Annotated in this window: 9 protein-coding genes and 1 riboswitch; of the genes, 4 read left to right on the top strand and 5 right to left on the bottom strand. The window is 63.4% G+C overall.

Features of this window, described 5'->3' with window-relative positions; all coding sequences use genetic code 11:
• Positions 1-96 precede the first annotated feature (96 nt).
• Positions 97-1,530 (top strand): bifunctional D-glycero-beta-D-manno-heptose-7-phosphate kinase/D-glycero-beta-D-manno-heptose 1-phosphate adenylyltransferase HldE, encoded by a 1,434-nt coding sequence (gene hldE / locus DWF74_RS18690; RefSeq protein ID WP_102863061.1) that lies wholly within the window; start codon positions 97-99, stop codon positions 1,528-1,530.
• A gap of 51 nt (positions 1,531-1,581) precedes the next feature.
• On the opposite strand, the gene DWF74_RS18695 is transcribed toward hldE, so the two are convergent.
• The 4 genes from DWF74_RS18695 to DWF74_RS18710 all read right to left on the bottom strand — a co-directional run bounded on the left by DWF74_RS18695 (position 1,582) and on the right by DWF74_RS18710 (position 5,213).
• Positions 1,582-2,553 (bottom strand): metal ABC transporter ATPase, encoded by a 972-nt coding sequence (locus DWF74_RS18695; RefSeq protein ID WP_102862880.1) that lies wholly within the window; start codon positions 2,551-2,553, stop codon positions 1,582-1,584.
• Positions 2,554-2,749: 196 nt separating this feature from the next.
• Positions 2,750-3,571, bottom strand: coding sequence for an aldo/keto reductase (locus tag DWF74_RS18700; protein WP_115581471.1), 822 nt, complete (start codon positions 3,569-3,571; stop codon positions 2,750-2,752).
• Complete coding sequence (locus DWF74_RS18705) at positions 3,568-4,743, bottom strand: NAD(P)/FAD-dependent oxidoreductase (protein ID WP_102862882.1); 1,176 nt, start codon at positions 4,741-4,743, stop codon at positions 3,568-3,570. Before DWF74_RS18705 ends, DWF74_RS18700 begins: the two co-directional genes overlap by 4 nt.
• A gap of 137 nt (positions 4,744-4,880) precedes the next feature.
• Positions 4,881-5,213: a DMT family transporter gene (locus tag DWF74_RS18710; RefSeq protein WP_011058907.1), complete on the bottom strand. Its 333-nt coding sequence runs from the start codon at positions 5,211-5,213 to the stop codon at positions 4,881-4,883.
• A 111-nt stretch (positions 5,214-5,324) separates the two neighbouring features.
• Between DWF74_RS18710 and DWF74_RS18715 the strand changes: the two genes are divergently transcribed.
• Entirely contained in the window at positions 5,325-6,209 is an 885-nt protein-coding gene (locus tag DWF74_RS18715) for a LysR family transcriptional regulator (protein WP_162884166.1), read from the top strand.
• A 22-nt stretch (positions 6,210-6,231) separates the two neighbouring features.
• Positions 6,232-7,512 (top strand): lipid IV(A) 3-deoxy-D-manno-octulosonic acid transferase, encoded by a 1,281-nt coding sequence (gene waaA, locus DWF74_RS18720; protein WP_115581472.1) that lies wholly within the window; start codon positions 6,232-6,234, stop codon positions 7,510-7,512.
• Between the two features lie 98 nt (positions 7,513-7,610).
• On the opposite strand, the gene DWF74_RS18725 is transcribed toward waaA, so the two are convergent.
• Entirely contained in the window at positions 7,611-9,041 is a 1,431-nt protein-coding gene (locus DWF74_RS18725) for a TolC family outer membrane protein (RefSeq protein ID WP_102862885.1), read from the bottom strand.
• A 196-nt stretch (positions 9,042-9,237) separates the two neighbouring features.
• Positions 9,238-9,342: riboswitch (TPP riboswitch) on the top strand.
• Between the two features lie 163 nt (positions 9,343-9,505).
• On the opposite strand from DWF74_RS18725, the gene thiC reads away from it, so the two are divergent.
• Positions 9,506-11,395, top strand: a complete 1,890-nt coding sequence (gene thiC, locus DWF74_RS18730) for a phosphomethylpyrimidine synthase ThiC (RefSeq protein WP_115581473.1) — start codon at positions 9,506-9,508, stop codon at positions 11,393-11,395.
• Positions 11,396-11,483 lie beyond the last annotated feature (88 nt).

Here is an 11,483-nt window from a genome sequence, read left to right on the forward strand (position 1 = left end):
GAAAATCTTCGCCGGCCTCACTCAAGGCATAGAACTAGGCGGCGCCAACCCTGTGTTAATATCGCGCCCCTGTTCATTTTGTATGTGGGATGCTCCATGAAGTTGTCCATGCCGCGATTCGATCAAGCCCCTGTCTTGGTGGTCGGCGATGTCATGCTCGACCGTTACTGGCATGGTGGTACCTCACGGATTTCCCCTGAGGCGCCGGTGCCGGTGGTCAAGGTCGAGCAGATCGAGGACCGCCCGGGTGGTGCCGCCAACGTTGCCCTGAACATCGCCGCCCTCGGTGCGCCCGCCTCCCTGGTCGGGGTGACCGGTGACGATGAGGCTGCCGACAGCCTGGCCAACAGCCTGCAAGGTGCCGGCGTACGTGCACTGTTCCAGCGCATTGCCCACCAGCCGACCATCGTCAAGCTGCGGGTCATGAGCCGTCACCAACAGCTGCTGCGCATCGACTTTGAAGAACCCTTTGCCACCGACGCCCTGGCCCTGGCGGCCGAGGTCGACGCTTTGCTCGACGGCATCAAGGTGCTGGTGCTGTCCGACTATGGCAAAGGTGCTCTGCGCAACCATCAGGTGCTGATCGCGGCCGCGCGGGCCCGTGGCATTCCGGTGCTGGCGGACCCCAAGGGCAAGGATTTCTCCATCTACCGTGGTGCCAGCCTGATCACGCCGAACCTCAGCGAGTTCGAAACCATAGTCGGCGGCTGCGCCGACGAGCACGAACTGGTGAGCAAGGGCGCCAAGCTCATGCACGATCTGGAGCTGGGGGCGCTGCTGGTGACCCGTGGCGAGCACGGCATGACCCTGTTGCGTCCGGATCATCCGGCCCTGCATCTGCCGGCCCGTGCCCGTGAAGTGTTCGACGTCACTGGGGCCGGTGATACCGTGATTTCGACCTTGGCGGCAGCGATTGCCGCCGGTGAAGAGCTGCCCCACGCGGTGGGCCTGGCCAATCTGGCCGCGGGCATTGTGGTCGGCAAGCTGGGGACGGCGGCCATCAGTGCACCGGAGCTGCGTCGGGCGATCCAGCGCGAGGAAGGTTCCGAGCGCGGTGTTCTGAGCCTCGATCAGCTGTTGCTGGCCATCGATGATGCCCGGGCGCACAACGAGAAGATCGTGTTCACCAATGGCTGCTTCGACATCCTTCACGCTGGGCATGTGACCTACCTTGAACAGGCCCGGGCTCAAGGGGACCGATTGATCGTGGCGATCAACGACGATGCTTCGGTCAGCCGCCTCAAGGGGCCTGGACGTCCGATCAACAGTGTCGACCGGCGCATGGCGGTGCTGGCGGGGCTGGGGGCCGTGGACTGGGTGATCAGCTTTTCTGAAGGCACTCCGGAAAACCTGCTGTCCCAGGTCCGCCCGGACGTGCTGGTCAAGGGTGGCGACTACGGCATCGATCAGGTGGTGGGCGCCGATATCGTCACGGCGTATGGCGGCACGGTGAAGGTGCTGGGATTGGTGGAGAACAGCTCGACCACCGCCATCGTCGAGAAGATCCGCAAGACCGACAAGGCCCAGTAACGGTTGCAGTCTGAAAAAACGGCGCTTGCTCCAGGCGCCGTTTTTTTTGCCTCAGCCTTGGCGCCTGGCCTTGGCGGGAACCATCTTGCGCAGGATCTGCCGGGCCTTGCCGGTCAGGCGCGAAAGCTTCGAGTCCTTTTCCGGTTCGCTCAGGCCTCGTTGCCTGAGCCAGTCCTTCCAGCGAATCCGCTCCTCACGCACCACCCAGCCTTCCTGCTGGGCGAAGCTTTCGGCCAGGTAAAGGCCGCGGGTGCTGGCTGGGTGCAGTTGATCCTTCTTCAAGGTGTACAGCTCGGCACAGGGCTGGCCATTGTCCAGGGGCATCAGGTACAGATCCGGCCGCTTGCGGTCCAGGCGCGCCACCAACTGGTCGCCTTCCAGGCGCTCGTCGACGTGGAACAGGCTCAGCGACTTGGCTTCCTTGGGGACGTCCAGGCGCAGGTCGTAGATCAGTTGCAACGAGGCGGTGGGCAGGTGCACGTAGGCTCGGGGTCGCTCCAGCAATTGCAGGTTGGCGCAGCGTACCGGTCGCGCGGCTCCGGACAGTGGAGTCAGGCGAAAGGGCAGGGCCTCGCGATAATGCAGGGCCCCGGCGTAAGGGGCAGGTAGCCAAGTGTCGTTGAAGCGTCCGCCGAGCCAGCCTTCCGGGGTTTCCAGCAGGCATTCCTCGGCGATTTCCTGGATGGCCGTGTGCAGCGGCAGGTTCAGTTCATGGGCGGGTACGTAGCCGGAGATCAGCTTGAGCACCACGTCGCCGCGGTCCTGGCGTCGCTGGCGCACCAGCACCCAGTAGTCACGGTTCTGCCAGTGCAAGGTCAGGCGTACAGAAACCCCGAGGTTGGCCAGTTCCAAGGCAAACCTTTCGTGGTCTGCCACCGTCACCGCGCGTCGGCGCTGCAGGGTCTGAGCGAAGTTCAGCGGCCTCCCGACACTCTGGTAGCAGAGGCCTTCGGGAGTCGCCTCGACGAACAGCGGCAGGGTCTTGAAGTTGCTGGGGTTCTTTCTAATGAGCGGTCGCGACATCTCGGCTCCTTCTTGCGTCGGGGTCGGCCGCGTCGGCGGCATCAGTTGGTACCTAGGGTCTGTTCCCGTTTGGCATGCAACCCGAAGGGACGGGGCTCACTGGGCACAGGGCGGCGTTGCTCGGAGCTTATTTGGAACAACCAAACAGCGCTCCTCGCGCCTTGCCCTGTGCCCAGTGAGCCGCCGTCGCGGCCTGTCACCAAGCGGGAACAGACCCTAGAACCTGTGCCACGGTCGCCACGTTATGGGCCAGGTGCAACGGGTTGATGGTCCCGACGATAGCACTGGCAACGCCGGGCCGCTCAAACAGCAGTTCGAAGCTGGCCCGCACCGGGTCGATGCCCGGACTCAGGCAGACATGGCCGCTGGCCAGGGCCTTTTTCACCAGGATGCCCTTGTGGTGGTCGGCGGCATAGTCAATGACCGCCCGCTCGGCCTGTTCGTTCAGATTGTAGGTAACCATGGCGCAATCGCCTTGCTCCAGAGCCTTCAGACCGCCGTCGACGGTCTTGCCGGAGAAGCCGAAGCCACGGATCTTGCCCTCCTGCTTGAGCTGCGCGAGGGTCTGGTAGACCTCGTACTGCTCAAGGATCGCCAGATCGTTGCCGTCGGAATGCACCAGCACCAGGTCGATGAAGTCGGTTTCCAGGCGTTGCAGGCTGCGCTCCACGGACAGTCGGGTGTGAGCGGCACTGAAGTCGTGGCGGGACACGCCGTCGGCAAACTCTTCGCCGACCTTGCTGACGATCACCCATTCCTGGCGCTGGCCGCGCAATAGGGGGCCCAGGCGCTCTTCGCTGCGGCCGTAGGCGGGGGCGGTGTCGATCAGGTTGATGCCCAGGTCGCGGGTCAGCTTGAGCAGCATGCGGGCTTCCTGGTCATCTGGGATCTGGAAGCCACTGGGGTACTTCACCCCCTGATCACGGCCCAGCTTGACCGTGCCCAGGCCCAGAGGCGAAACCATCAGGCCGGTGCTGCCGATGGGGCGATGCAGGTTATGCAGGGACGGCTGGCTCATGGCAGCAGTTGCTCCCAGGCCGGTTGTGCCAGGGGCGGCTTGGGCAGGGCGGGAAGTGGATCACTGTGGCCTGGACGAATGCCGTCGCGCTCCAGAGCCGCGAGAACGCGGTCGGCGAAGTCCGGCGCCAGGGCCAGTTTGGTCGGCCAACCCACCAGCAGGCGATCCTGCTCGGCGAGGAAGGCGTTATCCGGCCGGGTCAGGCCCGATTGCGCCGGCTCGGCCCGATCCACTCGCAAGGTGGCCCACTGCGCCTGGCTCAGGTCGACCCAAGGCAGCAACTGTCCCAGTTCCTTTTGGGCAGCGGCGATCTGCGCCGCCGGTTCCCGGGCCACGCCTTCGGCTTCGGCGAGATCGCCTCCCAGGTACCAGACCCATTGGCCGTCGGCAGCCGGGTGAGTAGTGACGGTGATCCGGGGTTTGGGGCCGCCGCCCAGGCAATGGGCGTACAGGGGTTTAAGGGTTGGCCCCTTGACCAGCACCATGTGCAGCGGACGTTGCTGCATGGCCGGCTGGCTCAGGCCGATAGCTTTGAGCAGGTCGGCATTGCCGGCACCGGCGCTGAGGACGATGCGTTGCGCGCGGATCTCGCGTCCATCGATCCGCAGGCCCACCAGATGATCATTCTCCAGTAGGGGTTCGATCTTCTGTCCGGCCAGCAGGCTATCGCCGCCGAGGTCTGCCAGACGCTGGATGACGCTAGGCACATCCACCACCAGCTCGGCCAGGCGATAGACCTTGCCTTTGAAGCGTTTGTCTTGCAGGGCCGGGGGCAATTGTTCGCCCTTGACCTGATCGACCCGGCCGCGCACGGCCTTACTGGCAAAGAAGCTGGTGAGGTTGCCGGCCAGGGTGCCGGGAGACCAGAGGTAATGGGCGTCGGACAGCAGGCGCACGCCGGACAGGTCCAGCTCGCCGGTGCCGGCCAGGGCTTCGCGCCAACGCCGCGGCATGTCGGCGATGGCTTCCGAGGCACCGGTGAGGGCGCCGTGCAGGGCGTATTTGGCGCCGCCGTGGATGATCCCCTGGGATTTCACGCTCTGTCCGCCACCGAGGCTGGCGCTTTCCACCAGTACAGTGGAAAAGCCCTGGCGCCGCAGACGGGCGTTGAGCCAGAGACCGGCGACGCCTGCGCCGACAATCAGCACATCGGTAGAAATAGCGGATGGCATGCAGCGACCTCAGTGTTCAAAACGAGAGGCGCAGTATACAGGCTCGTGAATCTGTAGGAGCGGCCAGGCGAACCCCGTGACAGGTTGTCACGGGGTGGGCTGCTCGCCGGCAAGCCGGCTCCTGCATGAGCAGAGGGTCAGTGCCCGGCGGTTTTAGAGAACAGCTGGATCACCACCACGCCGAGGACGATCAGCGCCATGCCCAGCATGGCCGGGATATCCAACTTCTGGCCGTAGAGAAACAGGGCGGCGATGCTGACCATGACGATGCCCATGCCTGCCCACACTGCGTAGGCCACGCCTACCGGGACGGTGCGCACTACCAGGGTCAGCATCCAGAACGCCACGCCGTAGCCGACGATGATCAGCGCCAGGGGCAGTGGTGTGCTCAAGCCCTTGACCGCTTTCATTGAAACAGTGGCAATTACTTCCGCGCAGATGGCGATGGCCAGGTAGTAGTAAGCGTTCATGGGAGGGTTCCTCGTGTCTGGGACTGCTTTTCTGAGGTCGGCATTCTAGAGAGTGTTCAGATGGGGTAAAGTCATTACCTATCTGTTATGGAGATAGGTTACCCTATGAACATGCAATGGAACCTGGAGCAGTTGCGGCTGTTTGTCAGTGTTGCCGAGCTGCGCTCGTTTTCTGCAGTAGCCCGCCAGCAACGCAAGGCTCAGTCCGCCATCAGCAGCGCCATTGCCCTGCTGGAAGAGGACCTGGGAGTGAGCCTGTTCGAGCGCAGCAGCGGCCGTCAGCCAAAACTCACCGAAGCCGGCAGTGCCTTGTTGCAGGAGGCCCGGGAAATCCTCCGCCAGTGTGATCGCCTCAATGGCCGGGCGCTGGCCTTGATGCGGGGCCAGGAGGCGCGGTTGCGCCTGGCCCAGGATGAGGCGATGCCCTATCAGCCGGTGCTCGACAGCCTGGAGGCACTGGCCGAGCGCTTTCCCAGCCTGGAAGTGCAACTGGCCAGCGGTGCTCAGGGGGACGTGGCGCGCAAACTGGTGGAGCGTCGGGCCGACTTGGGGCTGCTGTTTCACCATGAGCAGATGCCGGAAACCCTGGAGCGCCAAGCCCTGGGCAGCGTCGAGATGGTCACCGTCTGCGCCGTGGGGCATCCGCTGGCCCATGAGAAACGGGTCAATCGCCAACTGCTGGCCCGGCACCGGCAGTTGCTGATCGCTCCTCAACTCAGCGGTTATCCCGGTGGCGAGCAGGTCAGCCCCCAGGTCTGGCGGGCTGACAGCTTCTATGTCATGGCTGAATGGCTGATGCGCGGCCTGGGCTGGGCCTGGCTGCCGCGGCATGTGGTGCAGTACCCGGCTTACCAGCACCAGATGGTCGAATTGGTCAGCGAATGGACCCCGCCGGCGCTGGTGGTGGAGTTGGCCTGGCGCCGCGACGAACCTCTGGGGCCGGCGGCGCGTTGGCTGGCGGAACGTTTTGCCGTGCACCTGAAGGCGATCGGCTAAAAAACCGATAAACTCCGCCGCCATGAATAGAACTCTCTATACCGCACTGTTTTACCTGGGGCTGCCATTGGTAGCGATTCGCCTGTGGCTGCGTTCGCGCAAGGCTCCGGCTTATGCCAAGCGCATTGGCGAGCGTTTCTCCCTTGGCTTGCCGGCCATGCAGACTGGCGGCATTTGGGTGCATGCGGTGTCTGTGGGCGAGAGCATCGCCGCCGCGCCGATGATTCGTGCCCTGTTGGCCCGTTATCCCCAGTTGCCGATCACCGTGACCTGCATGACGCCCACCGGCTCCGAGCGTATCCAGGCGTTGTTCGCCAATGAGCCACGAATCCAGCATTGCTACCTGCCTTACGATCTGCCCTGCGCCGCGGCGCGGTTTCTGGATCGGGTGCAGCCCAAGCTGGCGGTGATCATGGAGACCGAGCTGTGGCCCAATCACATTGACCAGTGCGCTCGGCGCGGGATTCCGGTGGCCCTGGCCAATGCCCGGTTGTCCGAGCGCTCGGCCAAGGGCTATGGGCGTTTTGCCCGCCTGACCGCGCCCATGCTGGGGCAAATGAGCCTGTTCGCGGTGCAGACCGAAGCCGAAGCCGAGCGTTTCCGTCAATTGGGTGCACGTCCCGATACGGTGGAAGTCACAGGCTCGATCAAGTTCGACCTGAGCATTGACCCGCAACTGCTGGAGCGTGCCCGGGATCTGCGCCAGCAATGGCAGGCCATGGAGCGCCCGGTGTGGATCGCCGCCAGTACCCACGAAGGTGAAGATGCCGTGGTGCTCGACGCCCATCGGCAACTGCTGGCCAGCTACCCGAATGCCCTGCTGATCCTGGTGCCACGGCACCCGGAGCGCTTCAACTCGGTGTTCGAGTTGTGCCAGCAACAGGGATTCGCGACGGTTCGCCGCTCCGCTGGGGAACCGGTGGGCGCCACCACCTCGGTGTTGCTGGGGGACACCATGGGCGAGTTGCTGTTCCTCTACGCCCTGGCCGACAGCGCTTTTGTCGGCGGCAGTCTGGTCGCCAATGGCGGGCACAACCTGCTGGAGCCGGCGGCCCTGGCCAAACCGGTGATCAGCGGGCCGCACCTGTTCAACTTCCTGGAAATCGCCGCGATGCTGCGCGAGGCCGGTGCCTTGCAGGAGGTGGATGACGCTGAGGGACTGGCGGTGGCGGTGCAGCGCCTGTTCGAGTTGCCCCGGGATGCGCAGAAGATGGCCGAGGCCGGGCTCAAGGTGCTCAAGGCCAACCAGGGGGCCTTGCAGCGGTTATTGGATGGCCTTGATCGTCTCTTGAACAGGCACTGATCGTCCGTCTGTAGCCGCTGCCGCAGGCTGCGTTCGGCTGCGTAGCGGCCGCAAAAAAAGGCCACCCGCAAAGGTGGCCTTTTTCATGGCTTCAAGCTTCAGGGGCGAGCCTTGAGTTGCTCTTGTGCGGCCTTGGCCAGGTCGGGCGGCAGGAAGTCACGGTCCGGGTTGTAGTCGGCCTTGAGGTAGCGCGACAGGTCTTGCAGATCACCGGGGTTGAGGGTGCCGGCGGCCTGCTTCAGGCGCAGGTTGTCGAGGATGTAGTCGTAGCGGCTGTTGTTGTAGTTGCGCACCGAGGTGTACAGCTGGCGCTGGGCATCGAGCACGTCGACGATATTGCGCGTCCCCACCTGATAGCCGATTTCCGTGGCTTCCACCGCGCTCTGGTTGGAGATGATCGACTGGCGTCGGGCCTGGACCTGCTCGACATCGGTATTCACTGCGCGGTGCAGGTTGCGGGTGTTCTCCACCACCTGGCGGCGCAGGGATTCACGCTGCTGTTCGGTCTGGCTCAGGCGCGAATAGGACTCGCGAACCTGGGAGCTGGTCAGCCCGCCGCTGTAGATCGGGATGTTCAACTGCAGGCCGATGGAGCGCTGTTCGACATCGCTGCCGTAGCGCGTCAACGGATTGGGGTTGCTGAAGCCCAGGGCGTCGTTGTCGCCTTTCTTGTACTGCGCCACGGCGTCCAGGGTCGGGGCGTGCCCGGCCTTGCGCTGCTTGAGGGTTTCCTCGGCGGCGCTGACCGCGTAGTTGCTGGCCAGCAGGTTGAGGTTCTGCTTGGCGGCGGTGTCGACCCAAGCCTTGGCATCGTTGGGGGTCGGCGCCAGCACCGGCAGGGTATGGACGATGCCCTGGATCGCGTTGTACTCGCGGTTGGTCAGGGTGATCAGGGCCTCGAAGGCGTCGTCCACCTGGCGCTGGGCAAGGATGCGGTTGGCCCGGGCGGTGTCGTAACTGGCCTGGGATTGCAGTACGTCGGTCTTGTCCGACAGGCCCACATCGAAGCGTTCGTTGGACTGATCCAGCTGGCGTTTGAAGGCGGCTTCCTCGGCCTTGGTCGAGGCCAGGTTGTCCTGGGCGCGCAGCACCGCGAAGTAGTTCTCCGCGCTTTGCAGGATCAGGTTCTGTTCGGTGGCCGAAAGTTGCAGCGAGGCCTGTTCGTTGATGTCCTTGGCGGCTTGCAACTGGAACCAGCGATCGGCGCGGAATAACGGCTGGGCCAGGGTCGCCTGGTAGACGTTGCCGCTGCGGGTCGAGGTCATGGAAGGCTCATCGAACCTGGTGCGGGTATTGCTCATGTCCGCGCCGGCAGAGAGGTTGGGCAAAAGCCCGGCGCGAGCCTGGGGCACCACTTCCTTCTGGGCGCCGTACTGGGCGCGTGCAGCGGCCAGATCGGCATTGTTGTCCACCGCTTCCTGGTAGACGCTGACCAGGTCGGTCTTGGTGGTCAAAGGCGCTTCTGCTGCCCAGGCCATTCCATTGGACGCACAAGACACGGCAACAGCCAGTGAGAGTTTGCGCAGCATTCGGCGATCCCTAGAGTTGATATTACGGAGATAATCCAGGCGCCAAGGCTAAGGCGCGACCCATATAGCGTCAAGGTTCGACACAGGGCAAGGAGTGTAGAGCCGCTGGCAGGTCGCAACAATCCGCTAATTACGCCATTCATCCTGCTTATTGCACGGGGGTTGGCGTTCTGTCCCGGCTTTGTCTAGACTGGTCCGGTTCTTGTCGGGGTGCCTTGCTATGAGGCTGAGATCGGATAATCCGGATCCCGTTGAACCTGATCAGGTTAGCGCCTGCGTAGGGAACAAGATTTCTCGTCACCCGGCGAGTCCTCTTGTGCTTCGTCCGGGATGTTGTTCGACAATCGAACACCCCTCGAGTACCAAGCACTGCACTCACTAGTTGCTTAGACAGGGTGCGTCCGTCCGTTACAGGTTCGCTCCGACAAAATCCCACTGCCTGGATGCTGTCTGGAGAGCCCGTGATGACGACAAAACTAAAAAACGCTAGCAACCTCAGTGAGTCGGCCCAAGTCGACCAACAATCGGTGCAGCCCTTTACCCGCTCGCAAAAAGTCTATGTCCAGGGTTCCCGCCCGGACATCCGCGTGCCCATGCGCGAAATTACCCTGGACGTGACCCCCACCGATTTCGGCGGCGAGATCAACGCGCCGGTCACTGTGTACGACACCTCCGGTCCTTACACCGATCCGAACGTGGTGATCGATGTGCGCAAGGGCCTGGGCGATGTACGTTCGGCGTGGATCGAAGACCGTGGCGACACCGAGCGCCTGGCGGGCCTGAGCTCCAACTTCGGTCAGCAGCGTCTGGCGGACCCGGAATTGACCAAGCTGCGTTTTGCCCACGTCAACAACCCGCGCCGAGCCAAGGCCGGGGCCAACGTCAGCCAGATGCACTACGCGCGCAAAGGCATCATCACCGCCGAGATGGAATACGTCGCCATCCGCGAAAACATGAAGCTGCAGGAGGCCCGCGCCGCCGGCCTGCTGAAGCAGCAACACGCCGGCCACAGCTTCGGCGCCAGCATTCCGAAAGAAATCACCCCAGAGTTCGTCCGCGAGGAAATCGCCCGCGGCCGCGCCATCATCCCGGCCAACATCAACCACGTTGAGCTGGAGCCGATGATCATCGGCCGCAACTTCCTGGTGAAGATCAACGGCAATATCGGCAACAGCGCCCTGGGTTCTTCCATCGAGGAAGAAGTGGCGAAACTGACCTGGGGCATCCGCTGGGGTTCGGACACGGTGATGGACCTGTCCACCGGCAAGCACATCCATGAAACCCGCGAGTGGATCATCCGCAACTCGCCGGTGCCGATCGGTACCGTGCCGATCTACCAGGCCCTGGAAAAGGTCAACGGCGTGGCCGAGGACCTGACCTGGGAGCTGTTCCGCGACACCCTGATCGAGCAGGCCGAGCAGGGCGTGGACTACTTCACTATCCACGCCGGCGTGTTGCTGCGCTATGTACCGCTGACCGCCAAGCGCGTCACCGGCATCGTCTCCCGGGGCGGTTCGATCATGGCCAAGTGGTGCCTGGCGCACCATAAAGAGAACTTCCTCTACACCCATTTCGACGAAATCTGCGAAATCATGAAGGCCTACGACGTCAGCTTCTCCCTGGGAGATGGTCTGCGTCCGGGGTCGATTGCCGACGCCAACGACGAAGCCCAATTCGGTGAGCTGGAAACCCTCGGCGAGCTGACCAAGATCGCCTGGAGGCACGACGTGCAGTGCATGATCGAAGGCCCGGGCCACGTGCCGATGCAGTTGATCAAGGAGAACATGGACAAGCAGCTGGAGTGCTGCGACGAGGCACCGTTCTACACCCTGGGCCCGCTGACCACCGACATCGCTCCGGGCTACGACCACATCACTTCTGGTATTGGCGCGGCGATGATCGGCTGGTTCGGCTGCGCCATGCTCTGCTACGTCACGCCCAAGGAGCACCTGGGCCTGCCGAACAAGGATGACGTGAAGACCGGGATCATCACCTACAAGATCGCGGCCCATGCTGCCGACCTGGCCAAAGGTCACCCTGGCGCGCAGATCCGCGACAACGCCTTGTCCAAGGCGCGTTTCGAGTTCCGTTGGGAAGACCAGTTCAATCTGGGCCTGGACCCGGACACCGCACGTTCCTACCACGACGAAACCCTGCCTAAGGATTCGGCCAAGGTGGCACATTTCTGTTCCATGTGCGGGCCGAAGTTCTGCTCGATGAAGATCACCCAGGAAGTGCGCGAATACGCGGCCAACCAGCGCATCGAAGCGGTGGATGTGGATGTCGCCAAGGGACTGGCCGAGCAGGCCGCGCGCTTCAAGCAGGAAGGCAGCCAGCTGTACAAGAAGGTCTAAGCCACGAGCTGCAAGCTGCAAGCTGCAAGCTGCAAGCGGAAAGCAAAGGCCGAAGTGCTTTTTCTTGATGCTTGAGGCTTGCAGCTTG

The sequence above is a fragment of the Pseudomonas protegens genome (assembly GCF_003363755.1).
GTDB lineage: Bacteria > Pseudomonadota > Gammaproteobacteria > Pseudomonadales > Pseudomonadaceae > Aquipseudomonas > Aquipseudomonas danubii.

Coding starts and splice junctions, on each gene's coding strand:
- DWF74_RS18715 (WP_162884166.1), top strand. CDS start 5,325: ATGCAATGGAACCTGGAGCAGTTGCGGCTGTTTGTCAGTGTTGCCGAG.
- hldE (WP_102863061.1), top strand. CDS start 97: ATGAAGTTGTCCATGCCGCGATTCGATCAAGCCCCTGTCTTGGTGGTC.
- DWF74_RS18710 (WP_011058907.1), bottom strand. CDS start 5,213: ATGAACGCTTACTACTACCTGGCCATCGCCATCTGCGCGGAAGTAATT.
- DWF74_RS18725 (WP_102862885.1), bottom strand. CDS start 9,041: ATGCTGCGCAAACTCTCACTGGCTGTTGCCGTGTCTTGTGCGTCCAAT.
- waaA (WP_115581472.1), top strand. CDS start 6,232: ATGAATAGAACTCTCTATACCGCACTGTTTTACCTGGGGCTGCCATTG.
- DWF74_RS18700 (WP_115581471.1), bottom strand. CDS start 3,571: ATGAGCCAGCCGTCCCTGCATAACCTGCATCGCCCCATCGGCAGCACC.
- DWF74_RS18695 (WP_102862880.1), bottom strand. CDS start 2,553: ATGTCGCGACCGCTCATTAGAAAGAACCCCAGCAACTTCAAGACCCTG.
- DWF74_RS18705 (WP_102862882.1), bottom strand. CDS start 4,743: ATGCCATCCGCTATTTCTACCGATGTGCTGATTGTCGGCGCAGGCGTC.
- thiC (WP_115581473.1), top strand. CDS start 9,506: ATGACGACAAAACTAAAAAACGCTAGCAACCTCAGTGAGTCGGCCCAA.